Origin of the sequence: Stenotrophomonas sp. SbOxS2, from assembly GCF_013416715.1 — a bacterium.
Classification (GTDB): domain Bacteria; phylum Pseudomonadota; class Gammaproteobacteria; order Xanthomonadales; family Xanthomonadaceae; genus Stenotrophomonas; species Stenotrophomonas lactitubi.
On sequence record NZ_JAAVXD010000003.1, the window covers coordinates 161,040 to 183,000 of the forward strand.

Genomic DNA, 21,961 nt, shown 5'->3' on the forward strand with positions numbered 1-21,961 from the left:
TCGGTTGCTGCTGCAACCACCTGCGCCGCTTGCAGCGGCTGGGTGGTCCGCGCATTCCACCTTATCCCCGCGCCGTTGGCGCGCCCCCTTGAACAACAAGGGGGCTCCTGCCCGGACGATGGGCTGCACAGACCAGGCACTCGGTAGATCCACGCCATGCGTGGATGGCGCGGCATGTGGGCGACGAAAATGAAATTCCGTTCATCTTTCCCACTTTGCCGATTCCGGTTGTTGGCCGGGATTTGGCATGATGGGGCATTGTTCCGACTTGAAGGCATGAGGCCATGAAACGTTCCCGCACCACTGCGCTGCTGCTGATGAGCGCTGCGCCGCTGCTGTTCACTGCCTGCCAGAAGGAAGAGCAGGTGCAGGTGCAGGAAGGCCTGTATACCTCGGTGGAGGCCTGCACCACGGCTACCGCTGATCCTTCGGCTTGTCGCAATGCATTTGCCGAGGCGCAGAAGAAGTCCGCCGATGCAGCGCCGAAGTACGCGACCAAGGAAGCCTGCGAACAGGACTACAAGCCTGAGCAGTGCGTGCAGCAGCACACCTCGGCCGGTACGTCGTTCATCGGCCCGATGATGATGGGCTTCTTCATGTCGCAGATGCTGAGCAACCGCGGTGGCCTGGCCCCGCAGGCGCCGGCGTCGGCGCCGGCCTACCAGGACAAGAGCGCCGGTTGGGCGCGTCCTGCCCCGGGTGGCAGCGGCGGCCTGAACACCGCCAGCGGCATCGGCGCGGGCAAGGCCGGGCTGGCTCCGGTCAGCAGCGAACCGAACCGTGCGGTGACCGCCAGCCGCAGCGGCTTCGGCAGCACCAGTGCGCGCCGCAGCGGCAGCAGCGTCGGCGGCTGATCAATCCATGCAACGTATCCGTATTGCCGAGCGCGCCCAGTGGCGGGCGCGCGCGGAGGAAGCCGGTTTCCGCTTCCACACCATCGAAGGCCAGCCGTACTGGGATGAAAGCGCGTATTACGCCTTCACCCTGCGCCAGATCGAACAGGACATCGAAGACCCCAGCGCCGAACTGCACCAGATGGCGATGGACCTGGTCGGCGGTGTCATTGCCAGCGAGCGCCTGATGGACCAGCTGGCGATCCCCGCGCATTACCGCGACTGGATCGCCGACAGCTGGCGCCAGCGCCAGCCGCACCTGTACGGGCGCCTGGACCTGGCCTACGACGGCACCGGCCCGGCCAAGCTGTACGAGCTGAACTACGACACGCCGACCTCGCTGTTCGAAGCCAGCTTCTTCCAGTGGCAATGGCTGGAGGACCAGCGCAATGCCGGCCGCCTGCCGCAGCATGCCGACCAGTTCAATGCGATCCATGAAGCCCTGGTCGAACGCTTCGGCGAACTGGCCACGCAGCTGCCGCCGCCGCTGTACTTCAGTGCGGTGGGCAGCTCGGACGAAGACCGCGGTACGGTCGATTACCTGCGCGACTGCGCTTCGCAGACGGGCCTGCATGGGCAGGCGATCGCCATCGAGGACATCGGCCTTTCCGAAGACGGGCGCTTCACCGCGCTGGACGATACGGTGATCGGCACGCTGTTCAAGCTGTACCCGCTGGAAGACCTGATGGCCGAGGAATTCGGCCGTGCGCTGCCGGGGTCGGGCGTGCAGCTGCTGGAACCGGCATGGAAGGCGGTGCTCAGCAACAAGGGCATCCTGCCGCTGCTGTGGCAGCGCAACGTTGGCCATCCGAACCTGCTGGAAGCGCATTTCGATGACGGCAGCGCGCTGGCCTCGGGCTGGGTGCGCAAGCCGTTGTTCTCGCGCGAAGGCGCCAACATCGAGATGCACCTGGCCGACGGCAGCACGCAGCGCAGCGACGGCCCGTACGACGGTCCGGCGATCCTCCAGCGTGCGCACCCGCTCACCCGCTTCGAAGGCGGTTACCCGCTGATCGGCAGCTGGGTGATCGGCGACCACGCCTGCGGCATCGGCATCCGCGAGGACGACAGCGCGATCACCCGCGACAGTGCGCGCTTCGTGCCGCACGCGATCATCGACGAAGCGCCGACGCGGATCTACGTCTGATGGCGGTGCAACGCCCGCCCGGTCGGCGCGGGCGTCCTGCTCCCGTGCCGGGCCGTCATTTCGACGATGGTCGCGGCCTGAATGCGTTCGCCGACCGCATCGCGGTGCGCTGCCACCGCTGCGATACGCCGGGCTGGGTGCTGGCGAGCTGGCAGCCCTACCGTTGGACGGTGCGTTTCCGCTGCACCGGCTGCAGCGTTGCGCTGGACAGTGGCGACTGGGTGGGCGCGGTGTGCATGCAGGGGCGTCGGCCGTGCGGGTACTGCGGGCACCAATGGCTGTACGTGCATCGCCGGATCGCGTCGGGTGTTCGTTTGCCGGCCACCTTTCCCGCGCGATGTGGGCAATGTGGGCGCAGCAGCGATGTCGACGTGTCGGCCACCCCGCTGCGCGATGCCGAGCCGGCTGATCCGCACTTCGGCCTTCCGCTGCATCTGGTCGAGCCGACCCGCGCAGGTCTGCTTTGGGCCTACAACGCCGAGCATCTGCAGGCGCTTCATCAGTACGCCGTCGCGACACTGCGTGAAACCAAAGGGCATCATCGCTCGATGTTCTCGCGGCTGCCGCAGTGGATGAAATTGGCGCGGCATCGCGTGCTGCTGCAGCGCGCGGTGGAGCGGTTGCAGAAGCGCTTGCTGCAGGGGTAGTGCCGGCCTTGGTCGGCGCCGTTGATTGTGTGCCAACCAAGGTTGGCAGCTACCAGAGCAACGGGCCGGTAGCGCCGGGCCATGCCCGGTACCCACGGTGATCCGCCCGCCAGCGGCCGGCATTACCGGTTACAGCAACCCTTCGCGTTTCACCGCCAGGTAGCGTTCCACCAGCGCTGCGGGCAGCGCATCGGCGGTCACGTCCAGCACCATCACCCGTTCGGCACGCAGCGCGTCGTGCGCCTGCGCGCGCTGCTGCAGGTACAGCGCGGCGGCGCCAGCCTGCGCGGCGTCTTCCACCGTATGCACCTCGCCCTCCAGCGCGGCATCCAGCTCGCGCTCGCGCAGGCTGGCCACGCACACCAGGTGGCGGCGCTGCAGCAGGCGCACGGCAGCAAGCAGGTCTTCGATGTCTTCATCGCGCACGTTGCTGACCAGCATCACCAGCGCGCGTCGACGCTGGCGCAGCGATACTTCGGTGGCGGCGGCCAGGTAATCGGTGGCCACCGCCTGTGGCTGCAGGTCGTAGCTGGCGCGCAACAGGTGCTGCACCGTGCCCATGCCGCGCTGCGGTGCCACCCAGCGGCGCTCGCCGCCCACCGCGAACAGGCCGGCGGCATCGCCCTGGCGCAGCGCCAGGTAAGCCACCACCAGCGAGGCGTTCAAGGCATGGTCGAAATGCGAGAGCCCGCCTTCGCTGGCCAGCATGCGCCGGCCGCTGTCGAGCATCAGCAGCAGCTGCTGGTTCTTCTCGTCCTGGTACTCGCGCGAGATCAGCTTGCGCGCGCGTGCGGTGGCCTTCCAGTCGAGCTGGCGCAGGCTGTCGCCGATGCGGTACTCGCGCATCTGGTGGAAGTCGGTGCCCTCGCCACGCCGCCGTTTCACATGGGCGCCGACCAGGCGTGAGGCCTGGTCGGCACTGAACAGCGCGAAGCGGGTGAGCGGCACGAAGTTTGGATAGACCCGTACCTCCAGCGCCGGTGGCAGCGTGCGTTGCTGCCACCACAGCCGCCACGGCGAGCGGATGCGCAGCTGCACGCCTTCAAAGGCAAAGCGCCCGCGCTGCTGCGGCTGCACGTGGTAATGCAGGGAGCTGACATGGCCGGCCCGCAACGGCACGCGCTGTGGCAGCGACTCCAGTGGCCAACCGCCCGGCACCAGATCGAACACGTGCACGTGCATGTTCTGTTCGCTGTGCAGGCGCAGGCAGATCTCGCGACGCACGCCCAGTGCCAGCGCCTCGGGCACGTCGCGTTCGACGCTGGGCGACGGCCGTCGCCGTTGTCGCCACAGATCAACCAGTGCCAGCACCGCAATCAATGCGCCGGCCAGCGCCCAGCTCCAGCGCGGCAGCAGGCCGCCCAGCACCATGCCGCCCAGCACGGCCCAGGCCAGCAGCAACGCCAGCAGCAGCGGCGCAGGCCTCATCGGCGCGGTGCTTCGACCTTGGCCAGCAGCGCACCCAGCACATCGTCGGCATCCTGGCCTTCGATCTGCAGCTCCGGTGCCAGTGCGATGCGGTGGCGCAGGGCAGGGCGGGCGATGTCGCGGACATCATCGGGGGTGACGAAATCACGCGCGGCCAGCACCGCCTGCGCGCGCGAGGCACGAACCAGGGCGATGCTGCCGCGCGGTCCGGCACCAACGGCGATGCCGGGCCACTGCCGGGTGGCGGCCACGATGCGCACCGCGTAGTCGATCACTTCGTCATCGACGGTGATCGCCGCGGTCGCCTGCTGCAACGCCAACAGTTCACCGGCACCGAGTACGCGCGGCACCTGGCTCAGGTCGAAATCGCTGGCGGCACGGCCGCTGGTGATCGCCGCGACCATGCGCTTCTCGTCTTCCAGCTGCGGATAGTCGATCAGCACCTTCAGCAGGAAACGATCCAGCTGCGCTTCCGGCAGCGGATAGGTGCCTTCCTGTTCCAGCGGGTTCTGCGTGGCCAGCGCCATGAACGGCGGCGCCAGGGTGAAGGCCTTGCCTTCGATGGTGACCTGGCCTTCCTGCATCACTTCCAGCAGCGCGGACTGGGTCTTGGCCGGGGCGCGGTTGATTTCATCGGCCAGCAGCAGATTGGTGAACACCGGGCCGCGACGGATCTTGAAGCTCTCGCTCTTCGGGTCGTACACCGCATGGCCGCTGACGTCGCTGGGCATCAGGTCGGGGGTGAACTGCACGCGGCCATAGTCCAGTTCCAGTGCCTGCGCCAGCGCGCGCACCAGCAGGGTCTTGCCGAGCCCGGGCACGCCTTCGATCAGGACGTGGCCACCGGCCAGCAGGGCGACCAGGATCTGGTCGAGCACATCGGCCTGGCCGATGAAGGCATGGCCGACGGCCTGACGGATGGCGTCGACGCGTTCGATCAGGCGGGCGGTGGCGGCCGCCGGAAGTTCAGGGGCATCGGTCATAGCAGGGATCTCATCTGGAGCAGCAAGCGGATGCGCTCGCGCAGGGCGGAGGAATCATGCGGCGAAGGCGGCGTGAGTGCACTGGTGACACGACTGACCGGCCATTGCAGCACCGCGGCGATGGCCTGGTCACGCGCAACACCATCGAGTGCGGCAGCCACGGGTGCACGCAGGCGCAGGCGATGCAGGAACAACGCCTGCACGGCCTGGTAAAGGCGCGCGCCATGCCCGAAGCGCAGCAGCAGTTCGCCACTGGCGCGGACGTGTTCCAGCAACGAACGGCGCTCGATCACCGGTGCGGGCAGGGCACTGCCGAAGCGTTGCGCGCGCGACCACAGCCAGCCGAGGATCGCCAGCAGCAACGGCACCCACAGTGGCCAGCCCTGGTAGAAGATGCGCGCGGCCAGGGAGGGCGGGCGGCTGCCGTACACCAGCCAGACCGTGCCGCGGCCATAGTTGGGATCGAGCAGGTAGCGTGTCAGGTCGCGGTGCGAGAGGTCATGCAGGCCATCGCGGGCAACAGCATCGACAGGGCGGCGGCGCGTGGACGCGTTCGGTCCTTCACCACGCATGACGTCCATGTCCGCCAGCACGTCGATGCGGCCCTTGCCGTGTGGCAGACGCGCGAACACCAGTCCTTCGTTGCCACCCCAGCGGCGCTCGGCCGTGGCGTTGGCCTGGAAGCCCAGGCTGAAGCGCCGGCCGCCGCAGAACTCGACATGGCTGGGGTCATCGACCACATGGAAGGGCTGGCAGTCGCTGCCATGGAACAGGCTGTCCACGCCGATCCTGTCCAGCAAGGGACCCTGCGTGCTGCTGGCGTCGTCCTCGGCCGGCGGCTGCGTGCGCAGCAGCAGATGGCCGCCGGTATCCACCCAGTCCAGCAGAGCCTGCGCAGTGCGCGGCGGCATGTCGGCGGTGTCCTGCAGCAGCACCAGCGTATCGGTGGCGGCCAGTGGCATCTGTGCCAGGTCCAACCGCTGCCGGGACTGCACCTCGATGCCGTCGGCGCGCAGGGCCTGGCCCAACACATACAGCGGGTTGTAGCTGGCTTCGCCCTGCGGCGGCAGCACCACGGTCTCGGTCACCTTTTCGTGCGTGCGCAGGAACAGGATCGTCAGCGGTACCCCGAACAGGACCAGTGCGCCCAGCAGCAATGACCAGAACAGGCGCGGCGTCATGCGTGCCACCCGTACTGTTGGCGCAGGGTACTGGCCAACGCATCGAAATCGCTGCGGCTGGGCAGGCGGCCACCGTAGGCGGCGTACTGCCACATGCGCACGATGCGTGCGAACAGTTCACGGTCGCTGCTGTCGGTCATGCGCCGCGAGGCACGCAGGCACTGCGCTTCGGTCGCACCGGGCGGCAACGCGATACCTGTGCGCTCCACCAGCGTGCGTACGCTGGCGCGATACAGCAGGGCCAGCGCCTGCCGCGGGCGTCCCTGGTCCCACAGCAAGCCGGCCTGGGTCGCTACATCCGGTGGCAGCACCACCGGCATTACCACCTGCTCTTCGGTGATCTGCGGTGCCTGCTTTTCTTTGCGCCGGCCGGAACCGCGCAACCACGGCAGCCACAGCCGCGCGGTCAACAGCAGCACCAGCAGCAGGACGCCCAGCAGTCCCCACAGGCCCCATTCGGCGATCCGTGCCAGCCACAGCTGGCCGCTCCTGCGCGCCTTGCGGTCGGCGTTGCTGCCGGTGTCCTTCTGCAGCTCTTTCTTGTCTTTGTTCTTTTCGGCCGCGTCTTCGATCGGCTTCCACCGGCTGACCTGCCGCGTCGGCCGCTGCAGCGGATCTTCATAGGCGCGGTTCACGGCCTGGCGGAAGCCAGCGGTATCCACCGGCGTGTCGCCGAAGATCAGCGCCGGTGTATTGGCCGGATCGTTTTCCGCAGTGGCCACGTCATCGGCTTCTTCAGCATCCTCCGCCTCTGCGTCTTCATCGGCGTTGGCCGTGGCGGTCTGCGCGGCGTCCGGTGTGTCGGCGTCCTGCGCGTGTACGGGCGCCAACGGTAGCCCCAGGCACAGCAGCAGCACCAACGAAGAGGCGATGGGCAGCAAGCGTTCGCGCAGGCGGCGCAGGGCGATTTCCACGTCCCAGGCTTCCATCTGCGTGCGCCGGTTCAAGTACAGGCCGAAGCCAGCGCCCACGTAGAACGGGCCGATCAGCGCCGCTGCCAGCCAGCACAGCAGGTTGAGGCCAAGCTTGGCCCACGCAGGCGCTTCCACGCTGACCATCGCCCACGCCGCGCGCCAGGATTCGGGCAGCAGTTCCAGGGGAATGAAGATGAAGATGGTTGCGATCGCGCCCACCACCAGCACCAGCTCGAAGGCCAGGCAGATCATCGCCAGCACCAGTGCAGGGCCCGCGGCGCCGGCAGCGACCGCTCGCCGGCGAGCACCGCGCTGTGCGGGCGCATTGCCCTCCAGCAGATTGACCGGCAGGCACAGGCTGCGCAGACCGCTGAAACGGCGCCAGCCCAGGTAGCCCCAGAAGCCACTGCCACCCCACTGCCGCTGCGCGCGCAGTGCAGCGCGCGGACCAACCCGCTCGCCGAAGATGCCGCGCGAAAGTACGTACAGCGGCGCGCGCTCGAACAAAGGCTTGCACCACCACATCGCCAGCCAGGCCCAGCCGAAGCCATCCAGCCACCAGGCCAGCGCATTGAACAGCACGAACAACGGCGCACTGGCCAGCAGCCAGCTGCCCCACACGCCGCGTGCATGGCGGCGGGCCAGCGCGGTGCCCAGCTCCATTGCTTCCCAGCTGCTGCGCGCGCGCAGCACCACGTCCAGGTGGTCAATCCGCATGGCTGCCTCCGCGTCCACCGCGCCACAGCCACAGCAGCACGCCGGCCCACAGCACACCGGCCACGCTGAACTTCACTGCAGCCGGGATTTCGGCGATGGACGACCAGAACGCTTCCACGAACGCTGCCAGCAGCAGCATGAAGGCCACGCCCAGGCACAGCCGCGCGCCGATGCGTCCCCCTTCGACCAGCGCATCCAGGCGGCGGCGCCGCCCGGGCGCCAGCAGTTTCATGCCCAGCTGCAGTCCGGCACCGCCAGCGATCACGATGGCGGTCAGTTCGAACGCGCCGTGGCCAACCACGAAGCGCCAGAACGGGCCCCCGTGGCCGATGTGCTGCAGATGGCCCGCCACCGAGCCGATGGTGATGCCGTTGAACACCAGCACCAGCAACGTGCCCAATCCGGCCAGCAGGCCGCTGGCGAAGGTGCGCAGGGCGATGCTGATGTTGTTCATGATGTAGTAGCCGAACATCATCCAGTCGGTGCCGCTGTCGCGGCCCAGGCGCTCGGCGGATGGATCGTACATGCGTTCCATCTCGGCGATCTGGCCGTTGTCCATCAGCAGGTGGATGCTGTCCGGGTACACCTGCACCAGCACGAAGCAGGCCAGCGCGGGCACCGCGAACATCGCCAGCGCCGCCCACATGCTGCGCGCCTGGCTGCGTACCAGCAGCGGGAAATCAGCGACCAGGAATTCCAATGCGCGCCGCCAGCGGGTGGGTGGCGTGCGGTACAGCACGCCATGGCCGTGCTGCATCAGCTGCTGCAGGCGCTGCACCAGCTGCGGGCTGTAGCCGCGTTCGCGGGCCAGCGCCAGCTGCTGGCACAGCCGTCGGTAACGCTGCGGGAAGCTGACATCGCCGGCCTCCTCTGCGCCCGGCTTGCGCCGACGCCGACGCGAGGCACCTGCGCGATGCTGCAGCCACTGCTCCAGGTCATGCCATTCCTGTTGATGGCGGGCGACGAACTGTTCCTGCTTCATCGTCGACCCAGCAGCCAGTTGGCCATCGCATACAGGCGCAGCACGCCGACCTGGCCGGACGCACTGGTCAATGGCTCGGCGATGCCGGCCAGCTCCTGCTGGCGCGCGGGAGACAGGCGTGGCGCGCGTTCGGCGAAGGCCATCACTGCGGCCTGTTCTTCCGGCCGTAGCGGTTGCGGCGGCGCCAGCACGCTGTCGATGGTGGCCGGCGGCGGCAGGTAATGCGGTGGCGAATGCACCACCATCGTGCCGGCAACCAGATCGCCCAGGCGGCGGCCATGCGGATCGAACAGGCTGCTGATCAGGCCCAGCGCGTAGCCGAAGGGCAGCATGTCCACGGTGCGCAGCAGGTTGCGGGTGATCGATGCCATCCAGCCCACCGGTGCGCCATCCTGTGCCAGCACCCGCAGGCCAAGAACACGTTTGCCGAGGGTGCGCCCCCACAGCGCTTCGCAGACGATGGGGTAGGCCCACATCAGCAGGAACATCAGCGCCATGTACAGGCCGCGGCCGAACTCATCCAGCAGGGCCAGTGGAATGGACAGCGCGGTCAGCGCGCCGAAGCGGACTGCCAGGTCGACCAGCCAGGCCAGGGCGCGCGGCATCGGTCCGGCCGCAGGCAACTGCAGCGGCACGCCTTCCGGCGTTACCACCTCGCGGTAGGTATCGAGCATCGGCGCGGCCATCAGCGCGATGGCCGCCGAAGTGGGCGCTGGAGTCCTCTCCGGCGTGCAGCCACGGGCATGGGGGTCTCGACGGTTCCTGGTCGGGCCAAGACTTTAGCAGAGCCCGGCCATTGGCGATGCGGGCTCAGCCCAGGTACTCGTCCTTCAGCCGCACGTAGTGGTCGGCCGAATAATGCAGCGACTCGATCTCCTTGTCGCTGAGCGTGCGCGCCGGACGGGCGGGGTTGCCCACCCACAGTTCGCCTTCGCCCACCACCTTGCCGGGGCCGACCACGGCGCCGGCACCGACGAAGCCATGGCGCTCGACCCGGGCACCGTCGAGGATGCACGCGCCCATGCCGATCAGGCTGTAATCGCCGATGCTGCAGGCGTGGATGATGCAACCATGGCCGACAGTCACGCCTTCGCCGATCAGGGTCGGGTAGCCGGCCTTGTTGTACGGGCTGTGGTGGCTGACGTGGATGATGGTGCCGTCCTGCACATTGGTGCGTGCACCGATGCGGACGAAATTGACGTCGCCGCGGATGACCGTGCCCGGCCAGACCGACACGTCGTCGGCCAGTTCGACATCACCGATGATGGTGCAGGCCGGATCGACATACACGCGCTGGCCGAGTACCGGCATCTTGTCGCGGAAAGGGCGCAGCGGGGTCATCGATGTCTCCAGGTGGGGCTGACACGACGATGATACGCGCTCTGCCGATGCCGACCCTGCGGGCGCCTGCAGCGACCGGGATGCTTCATGCATCCGTGTCGACCAAGGTCGACACCTACCAGATCGGACCGCGAGTAGATCCACGCCATGCGTGGATGGCATTTGCCGATCCCGCGTTACGCCACGCGTCCGCGCCGCGCGCGCTCCAGGTGTACCAGCAGCAGCGAGATCGCCGCCGGGGTCATGCCCGGAATGCGCTGTGCCTGGCCGATGGTCTGCGGCCGCACGCGCTCCAGCTTCTGCAGCGCTTCGGCTGACAACCCACGCACGATGGCGTAGTCGAAATCGCCGGCAATCGGGGTTGCTTCATGCCGCTGCTGGCGCTCGATCTCCTCGCGCTGGCGATCCAGGTAACCGGCGTACTTCACCCCGATCTCCACCTGTTCGGCCACCTTGCCATCGGCCACGGCCGGGCCGAGCGAGGGCACCTGCATCAGTTGCGCGTAATCCAGTTCCGGGCGCTTGATCAGGTCCAGTACGTTGGTTTCGCGGCTGACTGCCACGCCCAGCGTTTCCTGTACTTCGCGGCCCAGCGCATTGGCCGGCGTCGCCCACAGCGCGCCCAGGCGGGTGCGCTCGGCGGCCACGGCGGCCTGCTTGGCCTCGAAGGCACGCCAGCGGCGGTCATCGACCAGGCCCATCTCGCGGCCGGCCGGGGTCAGGCGCTGGTCGGCATTGTCTTCGCGCAGCTGCAGGCGGTATTCGGCGCGGCTGGTGAACATGCGGTAGGGCTCGTTGGTGCCGTGGGTGATCAGGTCGTCCACCAGCACGCCAAGGTAGGCTTCATCGCGACGCGGGCACCAGCCATCGAGGCCACGCACCTGGCGTGCGGCGTTGAGGCCAGCCAGCAGGCCTTGGGCGGCGGCTTCTTCGTAACCGGTGGTGCCGTTGATCTGGCCGGCGAAGAACAGGCCATTGACCAGCTTGGTTTCCAGCGAGGCCTTCAGCCCGCGTGGATCGAAGAAGTCGTACTCGATGGCGTAACCAGGGCGGGTGATGTGCGCGTTGGCGAAACCGCGGATGCTGCGCACCATCTCCAGCTGCACGTCGAACGGCAGCGAGGTGGAAATGCCGTTGGGGTAGATCTCGACGATGCCCAGGCCTTCCGGCTCGACGAAGATCTGGTGGCTGGCCTTCTCGGCGAAGCGCACCACCTTGTCTTCGATGGACGGGCAGTAGCGCGGGCCGATGCCTTCGATCTGGCCGCTGTACAGCGGCGAGCGGTGCAGAGCGTCGCGGATGATCTGGTGGGTCTGCTCGCTGGTGTGGGTGATCCAGCAGCTGACCTGCTGCGGATGCTCATCCACCGAGCCGAGGAAGGACATCACCGGGCGCGGTGTGTCGCCGGGCTGTTCGTCCATCACGCTGTAGTCCAGCGAACGGCCGTCGATGCGCGGCGGCGTGCCGGTCTTCAGGCGGTCCACCTGGAACGGCCTCTCGCGCAGGCGCGCGGCCAGCGTGGTGGCCGGCGGGTCGCCCATGCGGCCAGCGGCGTACTGGGTCGGGCCGACATGGATCTTGCCGGCCAGGAAGGTGCCGGCGGTCAGCACCACGGCCTCGGCGTCGAAACGCAGGCCGGTCTGGGTGATGACCCCGCGCACGTGGTCGCCCTCGATGACCAGGTCATCCACCGCCGCCTGGAACACGGTCAGGTTGGCCTGGCCTTCGACGATGGCGCGTATCGCCATGCGGTACAGGTTGCGGTCGGCCTGGCAGCGGGTGGCGCGCACGGCCGGGCCCTTGGAGGCATTGAGCGTGCGCCACTGGATGCCGGCGCGGTCGGCGGCATGCGCCATCGCACCGCCAAGGGCGTCGATTTCCTTGACCAGATGGCCCTTGCCGATGCCGCCGATGGCCGGGTTGCAGCTCATCGCCCCCACCGTTTCGATGTTGTGGGTCAGCAACAGGGTGCGCACGCCGGTACGGGCCGCAGCCAGCGCGGCCTCGGTGCCGGCGTGGCCGCCGCCGATGACGATGACGTCGTAACGATGGAAGGAATCGATCATGGAGGCTGTTCAACAAGGGGCAGGCGCGGCCGGGGGGCCGTGCCGGGGTGGCGATTTTAGCGCCAATCGGGGCAGGGACGCTGGCGCCGGCCGGCTGGCGTCGAAATCAACCCTAAAGTTGGCAGGATATTTGCAGATAACCCAATAGCACCCACCGTGGCTGGCGCCGCAGGCGCTGGTGACCGGAATTGGAACAGGGGCCGGTACAGGCGCACGGTGGGGAAGCAGAGGGGCCGGCAGTCGGGGGACTGTCCGGCCCTGTTTTTTTGGCTTCCGGGAAAGCGTCATCCACGCATGGCGTGGATCTACTGTCCCGGGCGTCCTGGTGCCCCCAACAACAAACGGCCCCGCAGTGCGGGGCCGTTCGTCTTCAAAGGTGCCGACATCCGACAGGGCCGGAACAGGGGGGATCCAGATGTTCCTGTCGGATATCGACGCAGAGCTGTTTGGGACGTGCCCTTAACGTTTTTGTCACTTTGTGACGCGGGCCGTCACCACCTGCGTAGATTGAGGCTTGGACCGTGTGAAATGCAAGACGGAACACCCGCAACTGTGAGCTATCTCTCTTGATCCATCGCACGCCAGGGGGAACTGTTCATCCTCGGCGCGCGCGGAGCCGGAGCCGGTCGTGCCTGCGGCGGCGGCGACGGGCGCTCTACCCGCTGCGCGGGCTGCGCCGGACGACGCATTGAATCCATGTTGCGCCAGGGCGAGCCGCCATTGTTCTGGCGCGGCGGCGGTGGCGGACGGTTCTCGCCGCCATTGCCCGGACGCGGCGGCGGGCGGTGGTTGTTGTGCGGCGGGCGGTAGATCGGCCGCTGGTAGTACGGGCCGCCGTAGCCGTAATAGCCACCGCCGTAGCCGCCATAGCCACCGTAATACGGGTAGCCGGCGTCATAGGGGTAACCATTGGGGTAGCGGTACTCCACCGACGGCGCACCGTGGTAGTAACCACCGCTGCGGCCACCGACATAGTCGTAAGTGGTGCAACCGGTCAGGGCCAGCAACAGGCCACCGGCAAGCATCAGGCGCGTTTTCATGATGGGTCCCCCCAGAGGACGGGTATGCAGGCAGCTTCAGCCGCCAGCGTTGAATCAGCCCTTAACTCCACCGCTCAGGATGAATGGCGGTGTACGCCAGCATGCTGGCATGACCGATGGCGCCCTCGCCAGCGCGGAGGCATACGTTAATCTTGCGTCATGAGCGATTCACTGTTGCCCCGCGCTGATGACGTCCTTGCCGCCGCTGCGCGGATAGCGCCCTATGCCAGCGTGACCCCGGTGCTGCGCTCGCGCACGCTGGACGCATTGGCTGGCGCGCGACTGGCGTTCAAGGCCGAGCACCTGCAGCGGGGTGGCGCGTTCAAGTTCCGTGGTGCCTGCAATGCGGTGTGGTCGCTGGATGCCGATCACGCCAGTGCCGGTGTGGTGACCCATTCCTCAGGCAATCACGGCGCCGCCTTGGCGCTGGCTGCCCGCACGCGGGGCATTCCCTGCCACGTGGTGGTGCCCGAAGGGGCGGTGGCCGCCAAGCTGGCCAACATTGCCCGGCATGGCGCCACCCTCTGGCGCTGCCCGGCGACCATCGCTGACCGCGAGGCCACCTGCGCCAAGGTGCAGGCTGATACCGGCGCCACTCTGGTCCATCCCTATACGAATCCCGCGGTGATGGCCGGGCAGGGCACGGCCGCGCTGGAGCTGCTGCACAGCGAGGGTCCGTTCGACGTGCTGGTGGTGCCGGTGGGCGGCGGTGGCCTGGCCAGTGGCACCGCGTTGGCCCTGCAGCACGCCAGTCCGGGCACCCGGCTGGTGCTGGCCGAACCGGCCGGTGCCGACGACACCGCCCGTTCGCTGGCGGCTGGCAAGCGGCAGGAGGCATTTACCCCGGACACGATCTGCGACGGACTGCGTACGCTGATCGGCGCACCCAACTTCGCGCTGCTGCAATCTGCGGGCGCGGAGGTCATCGTGGTTGACGATGCCGCCACCGTGGCGGCGATGCGCCTGCTGTGGGACGTGCTCAAGCAGGTGGTCGAACCGTCCTCGGCGATCGTGCTGGCGGCGGTGCTTGCGCAGCCTGCGCGCTTCGCCGGCCTGCGCGTGGGGCTGGTGCTGTCCGGTGGCAATGTCGATCTGCCTGCCCTGCGTTGGGGAGCGCCATGAGCCGCGGCCGCCATCGCGAACGCACCGGCCTGCTCGGTTGGTTGTGGCGGTTGTTCGTATTGCTGGTGATCTGGCTGCTGGGCGTGACCGCCTGGATCGTCTGGGTCGGCGAACGCGACCAGGCGGCCAAGGCGGACGCGATCATCGTGCTTGGCGCGGCGGCCTACGATGCCAAGCCGTCGCCGGTATTTGAAGAACGCATCCGCCACGGCCTGGATCTGTACGACGCCGGCTACGCGCCTTTGCTGATCTTCACCGGTGGCTATGGCGGCAGCGGCGCGCGCTTCTCGGAATCGCAGGTGGCCCGCCGCTATGCGCTCAAGCACGGCATTCCCGATGACGCGATCCTCATCGAGACCGCCTCGCGCAATACCGTGCAGAACCTGGTCGAGGCCAAGCGGCTGATGGACCAGCGCAAGCTGCATTCGGTGATCATCGTCAGCGACCCGCTGCACATGGCGCGCGCGCTGCGCCTGAGCAAGGCGCTGGGCATCCAGGCGTTGGCGTCGTCCACGCCGAGCACGCGCTTCCGCAGCTTCCATACCAGCTGGCGCTTCCTGGTGCAGGAGATCTACTTCTTCCACCGTGATCTTGTGCGGCCGCCGCTGAGTTCACCGGCCAATACCTGAGCACGGACCTGCTGTTGGTAGTTGCCGACCCTGGTCGGCACGGGAAGCACAGCGCCGACCAAGGTCGGCACCTACCAGAGCAGATTCCGTGCATGAATCGGTAGTCGCCGACCTTGGTCGGCGCATGACCTGCGGCCGCTCGATCAGGTCTGCTTGCGCCGGATCGGGATCGCCGACACCGGCACCGAAGCAATGTCATGGCCGCCTTCGCGGATCGGTGCGCCCGGGTCGGGTGCCCAGGCATGGGCGTAGATCACTTCCCAGCTGCTGGGCAGCTTGCCATCGTCACGGCGCATCGGTTCGTACGCCGCTGCTGCCGCTGCAAACCGACCGCGACCGGTCAACGTATGGCGGCGATCGACCCGCGCGTTGGTCGCGCCCATCGCGCGCAGCTCGCGCATCAACGAAGGCAGATCGTCGTAGGTGAGGGTGAACAGGTCGCGGTCGAGTACCGGGTCGCGGAAGCCGGCCATCATCAGCGCATCGCCGAACTGGGCGATCTGCGCGAAGCGGCTGACATGCGGGCGGTCATCGGCGGCGGCGAAGGCTTCATTGAGCTCGACCAGCGTGTCCGGCCCGAAGGTTGAACACAGCAGCAGCCCACCGGGCTTGAGCACGCGGCGGAAACCGGCGAACACCGCCGGCAGGTCGTCCACCCACTGCAGGCACAGGTTGCTGAAGATCACATCGACGCTGTTGTCGGCCAACGGCAGGGCGGTGGCATCGGCGGCCAGGCGCTGGAACGGCTTCCACCAGCCAGCCTGGCGCTTGGCCTGGTCCAGCATCGGCAGTGCCACGTCCAGCGCGATCACCTGCGCCTTCGGCCAGCGCTTCTTCATCAGCGCGCTGGCATGACCGGTGCCGGCGCCGATATCCAGCACCACCTCCGGCTTGCGCGCCTCCAGGTAATCCAGCGATTCCAGCAGCCGCGACTGCACCTCGCGCTGCAGGGCGGCGGCAGCATCGTAGCTGCTGGCGGCGCGGGCAAAAGCGCGACGGACATGGCGGGCATCGAAATGGGACGGCATTGCAGAAGTCTCTTAGAACGTACCAGGGTAGGCGCCGCCATCGATCAGCAGGTTCTGTCCGGTGAGGTAAGCCGCCTGCGCACTGCACAGGAAGGCGCAGGCGGCGCCGAATTCGTCCGGCGTACCGAAGCGGCCGGCGGGGATCTGCTGGCGGCGGCGTTCTGCCACAGCCTGCGCATCACCATCCTGCCCCGCGGCGTGGGCGAAGTTGGCACGCAGGCGGTCGGTATCGAACTGGCCGGGCAGCAGATTGTTGATGGTGACGTTGTGGGCGACGGTGCGCCGCGCCAGCCCGGCGACGAAGCCGGTCAGGCCGCTGCGCGCACCGTTGGACAGGGCCAGCGTATCGATGGGTGCCTTCACCGATGACGAGGTGATGTTGACGATGCGGCCGAAGCCGCGTTCGATCATCGCGTCCACGGTGGCGCGGATCAGCGCGATCGGCGCCAGCATGTTGGCGTCCAGCGCAGCGATCCAGTCGTCGCGCTCAAACGTGCGGAAGTCGCCCGGCGGCGGGCCACCGGCGTTGGTCACCAGGATGTCGACCTGCGGGCAGGCGGCCAGCGCGTGGGCGCGGCCCGCCTCGGTGGTGACGTCGGCAGCAATCGCGCGTACTTCAGCGGCACCGGGCAGCGTGCGCAGTTCTTCAGCCGCAGCCTGCAGCGCAGCGTCGCCGCGGGCGACGATGACCACGTTCACGCCTTCGCGCACCAGCGCACGCGCGCAGCCCAGGCCAAGCCCCTTGCTGGCGCCGCAGACCAGTGCCCAGCGGCCGGAAATGCCCAGATCCATGCGTCAGTCCTGCAGAAGCGTCGGGAGGCTCATTGTCCGCCATCGGCCGGTGACAGGCCGGCAACGAAGTGTTGCAGGGCGGCTGCCGCTTCGTCGGCATGGCCGAGGAAGGGGGCGTGGCCGCCGTGGGCGACGGTCAGCGACTGCCCGCCCGGTGCCAGCGCGGCAGCGGCCTGCATGGCAGCGGGAGAGACCAGGCGGTCACGCTGGCCGGCAATCCACAGGCTGGGCTTGCCCAGTGCGGGCAGGGCGCCGCGCAGGTCGGTGTTCTCCAGCAGCTGCAGGCCCTCGCGAAGTGCGCGGTCGGTAGGCGCACCGCGTTCGACCAGACGCTGGCGCAGGGTGCGCAGTTCCTCGCGGGCATGCGCCGAACCCATCACGTCCAGTGCCAGGAAACGTTCCAGGGTGCCACTGAAGTCCTGCGCCAGGTCACGACCGAACTGCTCGAATACCGACGGCTCCACGGCGTGCGGCCAGTCATCAGCGCGCACGAAGCGCGGCGTGGCGGCGATCATCGCCAGACCACGTACCTTCGGCAGCGTGGCCGCCGCGTGCAGTGCGAACAGGCCGCCCAGTGACCAGCCGCACCACACCGCTGGCGGCGTGACCGCGGCAATGGCGTTGACCACGAACGGCAGACGCAGCGGCGTGCTGTCGTCTCGGCTGTGGCCGTGGCCGGGCAGGTCGACCAGATGCAGCGTGAACCGATCGGCCAGACGCTGCACCAGCGGCGCAAATACGCCGCCCTGCAGGGCCCAGCCGTGAATCAGTACCAGGTCCGGCCCATGGCCGGTCACTTCGATATGCATGGGGGAACTACGCAATCACTCAGGCCAGCGCCGGCAACGACGGTGGCAGTACTTCGCGCGCGGCAAAGGCCACGCGGTCGCGTGCAACGGCGATGGCTTCGACCAGGCCGCGCACCTGTTCGGTGGTGTGCAGCGCGGACAAGGTGACGCGCAGGCGCGCCTTGCCCTCCGGCACGGTCGGTGGGCGGATCGCGCCGACCAGCCAGCCGGCCTGTTCCAGCGCCTGCGACATCGCCACGGCGGTGTGGTCGTCGCCACAGAGCAACGGCTGGATCGGCGTTTCCGATGCCATCAGATCCAGCCCATGACGGCGCGCTTCGCCGCGGAACAGTGCAATCAGATCGGCCAGCTTCGCGCGCCGCCAATGATCGCGTCGGGCCAGCCGCACCGCTTCCAGCGCGGATGCCGCCAATGCCGGCGCCATGGCGGTGGTGTAGATGTAGGGGCGTGCGGTTTCGGCCAGATGCTCGATCAGGTCTTCGCGGCCGAGCACCAGCGCGCCGGAACCGCCGAGCGCCTTGCCCAGGGTGACCAGCTGCAGCGGCACATCGTCCACGCCCAGGCCGGCGGTGGCGACCGCGCCACGGCCATCGCCAAGCACGCCCACGCCATGCGCATCGTCCACGTAGAACAACGCCTGCTGCAGGCGCGCGACCAGCGACAGCGCACGCAGCGGCGCGATATCGCCATCCATGCTGAAGACACCATCGGTGGCCAGCATCGCCGCGCCATCGGGCGCATGCTTGAGCTGGCGCATCGCACCTTCCGCGTCCAGGTGCGGGTAGCGGCGCAGGCGCGCGCCGGCCAGCCGCGTGGCATCGAGCAGACTGGCGTGGTTGAGCTTGTCCTGCACGCAGACATCGTTCTCTTCGCTCAGCAGCGCCTGCTGTACGGCCAGGTTGGCGGCGAAGCCACTGCCGAACAGCAGCGCACGCGGGTAACCGAGCCACTCGGCCACTTCGCGCTCCAATGCGTCATGCAGCGCGTGGTGGCCGCAGACCAGGTGCGAAGCACCGGCGCCAGCACCTTCGCGCGCGGCGGCATCCTGCAGTGCGTTGACCACACTGAACTGCTGGGCCAGGCCCAGGTAATCGTTGCTGCAGAAGCCGGTCAGCCAGCGCCCATCGACTTCCAGGCGCACACCATCGCGACGGGTGACCGTGCGCCGCGGGCGGCGACGGCCTTGTGCATCGCGCAACGCGCGCTGGGCTTGGAGGCGGGCGGTCAGGTCGGGGCGTGCCATGGCGGCTGGATGCGGCGACGGGGCGGCTAGGGTAGCGCGTTGCCGCGACGCCTGCTTGGCCGCCGGCTCAGGCCGCGTGGGCGCAGCCGCAGCCGGGGGCATCGGCGCTGATATCGGCATGCACGGTGCCGCCATGGTCGTGACCGTCGGCGTCTACCTGCACCGCCATCGGCTGCAGGCCCAACCGTGCGAACAGGGCCATGTCGCGCTCGCTCTCCGGGTTGCCGGTAGTCAGCAGCGTGTCGCCATAGAAGATGGAGTTGGCGCCGGCCAGGAAGCACAGCGCCTGCAGTTCGTCACTCATCGCTTCGCGGCCGGCCGACAGCCGCACCATCGAACGCGGCATGGCGATGCGCGCCACGGCGATCATGCGCACGAACTCGAACGGGTCCAGCTCGGCACTGCCATGCAGCGGCGTGCCGGCGACCTGCACCAGCTTGTTGATCGGCACCGAATCGGGATGCGCCGGCAAGGTGGCCAGCGCCAGCAGCAGGCCGACGCGCTGCGCGCGCGTTTCGCCCATGCCGACGATGCCGCCGCAGCAGGTCTTCAGGCCGGCATCGCGCACATGGCCCAGCGTATCCAGGCGATCCTGGTACTGCCGGGTGTGGATGATCGAGTCGTAGTAATCCGGCGCGGTGTCGAGGTTGTGGTTGTAGTAGTCCAGGCCGGCATCCTTCAACGCGCGCGCCTGCTCGCCACTGAGCATGCCCAGCGTCGCGCAGGTTTCCAGGCCCAGCGCCTTCACTCCGGTGATCATCGCAGCCACTTTGGGAATGTCGCGGTCCTTCGGCGAACGCCACGCCGCACCCATGCAGAAACGCGAGGCACCGGCCGCCTTCGCCTGGCGTGCCTTGGCCAGTACCGCGTCGGTCTCCATCAGCTTCTGCGCGTTGACTCCGGTGCTGTAGCGCTGCGCCTGCGGGCAGTACGCGCAGTCTTCCGGGCAGCCACCGGTCTTCACCGACAACAGCGTGGAGACCTGCACCTGGGCTGGGTCGAAGTGCTCGCGGTGGACCGCGGCGGCTCGGAACAGCAGTTCCGGGAAGGGCAGGTCGAACAGCGCCTGCAGTTCGTCGTGGTGCCAGTCGTGGCGGATGGCGGTTGCCATGGCGGGACCTTGGAAGGGCTGGAGCGAGGGCGCAGTCTGGGTGGCTCGTGGCGAACTGTCAACTTGTGCGGATATTGATAAGTTTACATTGCATCTGAGGTTTAGACTGGGCGCTCACGCAAAGGATTGCCATGAACAACCCATTGATCGCCGTACTGAAGGCCGTGGCGGCGAACGCGCTGCAGGCGACGGCCATTGCCACTGCCTTGATGCTGACCCCCATTCCCGGCATCGCCCTGGCGACGACGCAGTGCGTGCTCCCGGCTGCCGATGGCGATGACATTCCTCCCTCGCCGCCCTCGGTAACGGGGAAGATCGTGAAGATCCACAATCACCGGCTGACGGTCCAGACCAAAGCCGGCTTGGTTCACCGCACTATCGTCAACGATGGCACTGGTCTGTGGACGGTCTATGGCGGCGGTATCGAGGAGACCGACCTCAAGGTGGGGCAGCACGTATTGATCTGGTTGCAGGACTGCAGGCATGCGGAAGAAACGCCGCAGGTCGCCGCTGTCGTGCAAGTCTGTTCGCTTGCCGCTGAAGTATGTGCAGAGCAATAGGGTGTCTTGAGGAGATGAGCATGTTCAGAAGTCGCACATCGCTGACCGTCCTGCTGGCCATGGCCGGCGCAGGACTGGCTCTTTGCTTGGCGATGCAGGTGGAGGCGATGCAGACAAGCGCCCCGGATACCACGGATGCCGCAAGTTCCATTGGCCCGACAGCCGCACAGGTCGCAGAAAACGCACGCATCCGCGAGGCGATCTTCAATGGTGAAGGCGGCAATCCCAGGTTCGCCGACTACCCCGTGACAAAGATCTACAGCGGGCCAACCGCATCGCTGGATCTCAGCGATCCACGCGCCCGCATGTTCAGGACGCGCCTGTCTGCAGCCCTGGAGGACGGAGAGGTCGGCTTTGCCGGCGAGTACACGCTGGTGGGCTGGGGTTGCGGAACCAGTTGTGTTTCGATGACCTTCATCAGCAAGCGCAGCGGCAAGCTGGCTAGGCCATCGCTGGGCGGAGAGCTCGGCCCGATGGTGGTCAAGGTTGATCCGCACAGCGCGCTGGTAGTGGCCGAGGGCGGGGAGTTCGACGACAACTACGCAAGGACCGGCAACTTCGCGTTCTTCTACGTGCTGAAAGGACGCGCGCTCAAGTTGATCCGCAAGGTGCCGTTGCCGGTGGCACTGGGCGAGGAGTGAGCGGCTGGATCGCGTTGCAGGTAACTGCTGTCGCTACGATGCAGTAGAGCGGCCAGCGTGCACGAGCCATGCACCGAGCGGGGCATTGCGTTGAATGCCCGCCCGGCGCATCAGATCACTTCGGCATCAGCACCGTGTCCACGACATGGATCACGCCATTGGACTGCCTGACATCGGCAATGCTGATGGCGGCCTTGCCGCCCTTGGCATCAACCACCCAAAGCGCGCCGTCGTGCAGCTTCACGGTCAGCGGCTCGCCTTCCACGGTTTTCAGCGAAACCGTGCCGCCGTGCTTCCTGGCGTCGGCCATCAGCTGCTGCGAGGTATGGGTGCCGGCGACCACGTGATAGGTCAGGATCCTGGTCAGATCTGCCTTGTTCTCCGGCTTGACCAGGGTGTCGACCGTGCCTGCGGGCAACTTGGCGAATGCTTCGTTGGTGGGCGCAAAGACCGTGAACGGGCCTTTGCCATTGAGCGTGTCCACCAGCCCGGCGGCCTTCACGGCTGCGACCAGCGTGGTGTGATCCTTCGAGTTGAGGGCGTTCTCAACGATGGTTTTGTTCGGGTACATCGCAGCGCCACCGACCATCACCGTGTCAGCGGCAAAGCTGACCGAGGCGGTGCCGCAGAGCACAGCAAGGCTGGCGGTGAGGGCGATACGTTGAAGAAGAGCGTGCATGGTGCGTC

22 protein-coding genes are annotated in these 21,961 nt (G+C 67.7%); 7 read left to right on the forward strand and 15 right to left on the reverse strand.

The features are described 5' to 3' along the window. Positions 1-284 precede the first annotated feature (284 nt). Genes HFK18_RS05900 through HFK18_RS05910 form a run of 3 tightly spaced genes read left to right on the forward strand, consistent with a single transcriptional unit; the run spans position 285 to position 2,687 of the window. The gene (locus tag HFK18_RS05900) at positions 285-854 is read left to right on the forward strand and encodes a DUF1190 domain-containing protein (protein WP_032976852.1); all 570 of its coding nucleotides are present in this window, start codon (positions 285-287) and stop codon (positions 852-854) included. Between the two features lie 7 nt (positions 855-861). Continuing rightward, positions 862-2,040: a glutathionylspermidine synthase family protein gene (locus HFK18_RS05905; protein ID WP_180165056.1), complete on the forward strand. Its 1,179-nt coding sequence runs from the start codon at positions 862-864 to the stop codon at positions 2,038-2,040. Further along, positions 2,040-2,687, forward strand: coding sequence for a hypothetical protein (locus HFK18_RS05910; protein ID WP_180165058.1), 648 nt, complete (start codon positions 2,040-2,042; stop codon positions 2,685-2,687). Before HFK18_RS05905 ends, HFK18_RS05910 begins: the two co-directional genes overlap by 1 nt. 129 nt (positions 2,688-2,816) lie before the next feature. Here the strand turns inward: HFK18_RS05910 and HFK18_RS05915 are convergent, their stop codons facing one another. From HFK18_RS05915 to HFK18_RS05955, 9 genes are all read right to left on the reverse strand, one after another. Further along, positions 2,817-4,115, reverse strand: a complete 1,299-nt coding sequence (locus tag HFK18_RS05915; RefSeq protein ID WP_180165060.1) for a DUF58 domain-containing protein — start codon at positions 4,113-4,115, stop codon at positions 2,817-2,819. Continuing rightward, positions 4,112-5,098 carry a MoxR family ATPase gene (locus tag HFK18_RS05920; protein ID WP_100553942.1) on the reverse strand — a complete coding sequence of 329 codons (987 nt, stop codon included), beginning with the start codon at positions 5,096-5,098 and terminating at the stop codon, positions 4,112-4,114. The genes HFK18_RS05915 and HFK18_RS05920 overlap by 4 nt, the downstream gene beginning before the upstream one ends. Next, the gene (locus HFK18_RS05925; RefSeq protein ID WP_180165061.1) at positions 5,095-6,279 is read right to left on the reverse strand and encodes a DUF4350 domain-containing protein; all 1,185 of its coding nucleotides are present in this window, start codon (positions 6,277-6,279) and stop codon (positions 5,095-5,097) included. The genes HFK18_RS05920 and HFK18_RS05925 overlap by 4 nt, the downstream gene beginning before the upstream one ends. Further along, positions 6,276-7,910: a DUF4129 domain-containing protein gene (locus HFK18_RS05930; RefSeq protein WP_180165063.1), complete on the reverse strand. Its 1,635-nt coding sequence runs from the start codon at positions 7,908-7,910 to the stop codon at positions 6,276-6,278. The genes HFK18_RS05925 and HFK18_RS05930 overlap by 4 nt, the downstream gene beginning before the upstream one ends. Next, positions 7,900-8,892 carry a stage II sporulation protein M gene (locus HFK18_RS05935; RefSeq protein ID WP_180165066.1) on the reverse strand — a complete coding sequence of 331 codons (993 nt, stop codon included), beginning with the start codon at positions 8,890-8,892 and terminating at the stop codon, positions 7,900-7,902. Before HFK18_RS05935 ends, HFK18_RS05930 begins: the two co-directional genes overlap by 11 nt. Next, the gene (locus HFK18_RS05940) at positions 8,889-9,578 is read right to left on the reverse strand and encodes an RDD family protein (RefSeq protein ID WP_180165068.1); all 690 of its coding nucleotides are present in this window, start codon (positions 9,576-9,578) and stop codon (positions 8,889-8,891) included. The genes HFK18_RS05935 and HFK18_RS05940 overlap by 4 nt, the downstream gene beginning before the upstream one ends. Before the next feature lie 124 nt (positions 9,579-9,702). Beyond that, the gene (locus tag HFK18_RS05945) at positions 9,703-10,233 is read right to left on the reverse strand and encodes a gamma carbonic anhydrase family protein (protein WP_099819819.1); all 531 of its coding nucleotides are present in this window, start codon (positions 10,231-10,233) and stop codon (positions 9,703-9,705) included. A gap of 176 nt (positions 10,234-10,409) precedes the next feature. Continuing rightward, the gene (gene mnmG / locus HFK18_RS05950; protein WP_180165070.1) at positions 10,410-12,299 is read right to left on the reverse strand and encodes a tRNA uridine-5-carboxymethylaminomethyl(34) synthesis enzyme MnmG; all 1,890 of its coding nucleotides are present in this window, start codon (positions 12,297-12,299) and stop codon (positions 10,410-10,412) included. Between the two features lie 557 nt (positions 12,300-12,856). After that, positions 12,857-13,339 carry a hypothetical protein gene (locus tag HFK18_RS05955; protein WP_180165072.1) on the reverse strand — a complete coding sequence of 161 codons (483 nt, stop codon included), beginning with the start codon at positions 13,337-13,339 and terminating at the stop codon, positions 12,857-12,859. Between the two features lie 159 nt (positions 13,340-13,498). Between HFK18_RS05955 and HFK18_RS05960 the strand changes: the two genes are divergently transcribed. Together HFK18_RS05960 and HFK18_RS05965 are read left to right on the forward strand one after the other, a co-directional pair. Beyond that, a complete protein-coding gene (locus HFK18_RS05960) occupies positions 13,499-14,461 on the forward strand; it encodes a pyridoxal-phosphate dependent enzyme (protein WP_180165074.1) in 963 nt (320 codons plus the stop codon). Next, complete coding sequence (locus HFK18_RS05965; protein ID WP_180165076.1) at positions 14,458-15,090, forward strand: YdcF family protein; 633 nt, start codon at positions 14,458-14,460, stop codon at positions 15,088-15,090. Before HFK18_RS05960 ends, HFK18_RS05965 begins: the two co-directional genes overlap by 4 nt. Before the next feature lie 143 nt (positions 15,091-15,233). Here the strand turns inward: HFK18_RS05965 and bioC are convergent, their stop codons facing one another. The 5 genes from bioC to bioB all read right to left on the reverse strand — a co-directional run bounded on the left by bioC (position 15,234) and on the right by bioB (position 20,073). Beyond that, a complete protein-coding gene (gene bioC / locus HFK18_RS05970) occupies positions 15,234-16,118 on the reverse strand; it encodes a malonyl-ACP O-methyltransferase BioC (protein ID WP_099819814.1) in 885 nt (294 codons plus the stop codon). 12 nt (positions 16,119-16,130) lie between these two features. Continuing rightward, the gene (locus HFK18_RS05975; RefSeq protein ID WP_180165078.1) at positions 16,131-16,910 is read right to left on the reverse strand and encodes an SDR family oxidoreductase; all 780 of its coding nucleotides are present in this window, start codon (positions 16,908-16,910) and stop codon (positions 16,131-16,133) included. 29 nt (positions 16,911-16,939) lie between these two features. Next, positions 16,940-17,719: a pimeloyl-ACP methyl ester esterase BioH gene (gene bioH / locus HFK18_RS05980; protein WP_180165079.1), complete on the reverse strand. Its 780-nt coding sequence runs from the start codon at positions 17,717-17,719 to the stop codon at positions 16,940-16,942. 19 nt (positions 17,720-17,738) lie between these two features. Next, on the reverse strand, positions 17,739-18,962 hold the full coding sequence (gene bioF / locus HFK18_RS05985) for an 8-amino-7-oxononanoate synthase (RefSeq protein ID WP_100553932.1): 1,224 nt from the start codon (positions 18,960-18,962) through the stop codon (positions 17,739-17,741). A 67-nt stretch (positions 18,963-19,029) separates the two neighbouring features. Next, entirely contained in the window at positions 19,030-20,073 is a 1,044-nt protein-coding gene (bioB, locus tag HFK18_RS05990; RefSeq protein WP_180165081.1) for a biotin synthase BioB, read from the reverse strand. Positions 20,074-20,204: 131 nt separating this feature from the next. Between bioB and HFK18_RS05995 the strand changes: the two genes are divergently transcribed. After that, positions 20,205-20,633, forward strand: a complete 429-nt coding sequence (locus HFK18_RS05995) for a hypothetical protein (RefSeq protein WP_180165083.1) — start codon at positions 20,205-20,207, stop codon at positions 20,631-20,633. Between the two features lie 20 nt (positions 20,634-20,653). Then, positions 20,654-21,274: a hypothetical protein gene (locus HFK18_RS06000; RefSeq protein WP_218946569.1), complete on the forward strand. Its 621-nt coding sequence runs from the start codon at positions 20,654-20,656 to the stop codon at positions 21,272-21,274. 115 nt (positions 21,275-21,389) lie between these two features. Here the strand turns inward: HFK18_RS06000 and HFK18_RS06005 are convergent, their stop codons facing one another. Further along, positions 21,390-21,953: a fasciclin domain-containing protein gene (locus HFK18_RS06005; protein ID WP_180165608.1), complete on the reverse strand. Its 564-nt coding sequence runs from the start codon at positions 21,951-21,953 to the stop codon at positions 21,390-21,392. Between the last annotated feature and the right edge of the window lie 8 nt (positions 21,954-21,961).

Excerpts from the sequence above, each read along its gene's own strand:
- HFK18_RS05960 (WP_180165074.1), top strand. The coding sequence starts at position 13,499 with ATGAGCGATTCACTGTTGCCCCGCGCTGATGACGTCCTTGCCGCCGCT.
- HFK18_RS05995 (WP_180165083.1), top strand. The coding sequence starts at position 20,205 with ATGAACAACCCATTGATCGCCGTACTGAAGGCCGTGGCGGCGAACGCG.
- HFK18_RS05900 (WP_032976852.1), top strand. The coding sequence starts at position 285 with ATGAAACGTTCCCGCACCACTGCGCTGCTGCTGATGAGCGCTGCGCCG.
- HFK18_RS05965 (WP_180165076.1), top strand. The coding sequence starts at position 14,458 with ATGAGCCGCGGCCGCCATCGCGAACGCACCGGCCTGCTCGGTTGGTTG.
- HFK18_RS05935 (WP_180165066.1), bottom strand. The coding sequence starts at position 8,892 with ATGAAGCAGGAACAGTTCGTCGCCCGCCATCAACAGGAATGGCATGAC.
- mnmG (WP_180165070.1), bottom strand. The coding sequence starts at position 12,299 with ATGATCGATTCCTTCCATCGTTACGACGTCATCGTCATCGGCGGCGGC.
- HFK18_RS05955 (WP_180165072.1), bottom strand. The coding sequence starts at position 13,339 with ATGAAAACGCGCCTGATGCTTGCCGGTGGCCTGTTGCTGGCCCTGACC.
- HFK18_RS05975 (WP_180165078.1), bottom strand. The coding sequence starts at position 16,910 with ATGGATCTGGGCATTTCCGGCCGCTGGGCACTGGTCTGCGGCGCCAGC.
- HFK18_RS06005 (WP_180165608.1), bottom strand. The coding sequence starts at position 21,953 with ATGCACGCTCTTCTTCAACGTATCGCCCTCACCGCCAGCCTTGCTGTG.
- HFK18_RS06000 (WP_218946569.1), top strand. The coding sequence starts at position 20,654 with ATGTTCAGAAGTCGCACATCGCTGACCGTCCTGCTGGCCATGGCCGGC.
- bioH (WP_180165079.1), bottom strand. The coding sequence starts at position 17,719 with ATGCATATCGAAGTGACCGGCCATGGGCCGGACCTGGTACTGATTCAC.
- HFK18_RS05920 (WP_100553942.1), bottom strand. The coding sequence starts at position 5,098 with ATGACCGATGCCCCTGAACTTCCGGCGGCCGCCACCGCCCGCCTGATC.
- HFK18_RS05905 (WP_180165056.1), top strand. The coding sequence starts at position 862 with ATGCAACGTATCCGTATTGCCGAGCGCGCCCAGTGGCGGGCGCGCGCG.
- HFK18_RS05915 (WP_180165060.1), bottom strand. The coding sequence starts at position 4,115 with ATGAGGCCTGCGCCGCTGCTGCTGGCGTTGCTGCTGGCCTGGGCCGTG.
- HFK18_RS05945 (WP_099819819.1), bottom strand. The coding sequence starts at position 10,233 with ATGACCCCGCTGCGCCCTTTCCGCGACAAGATGCCGGTACTCGGCCAG.
- bioB (WP_180165081.1), bottom strand. The coding sequence starts at position 20,073 with ATGGCAACCGCCATCCGCCACGACTGGCACCACGACGAACTGCAGGCG.
- HFK18_RS05940 (WP_180165068.1), bottom strand. The coding sequence starts at position 9,578 with ATGGCCGCGCCGATGCTCGATACCTACCGCGAGGTGGTAACGCCGGAA.
- HFK18_RS05910 (WP_180165058.1), top strand. The coding sequence starts at position 2,040 with ATGGCGGTGCAACGCCCGCCCGGTCGGCGCGGGCGTCCTGCTCCCGTG.
- HFK18_RS05930 (WP_180165063.1), bottom strand. The coding sequence starts at position 7,910 with ATGCGGATTGACCACCTGGACGTGGTGCTGCGCGCGCGCAGCAGCTGG.
- bioC (WP_099819814.1), bottom strand. The coding sequence starts at position 16,118 with ATGCCGTCCCATTTCGATGCCCGCCATGTCCGTCGCGCTTTTGCCCGC.
- bioF (WP_100553932.1), bottom strand. The coding sequence starts at position 18,962 with ATGGCACGCCCCGACCTGACCGCCCGCCTCCAAGCCCAGCGCGCGTTG.
- HFK18_RS05925 (WP_180165061.1), bottom strand. The coding sequence starts at position 6,279 with ATGACGCCGCGCCTGTTCTGGTCATTGCTGCTGGGCGCACTGGTCCTG.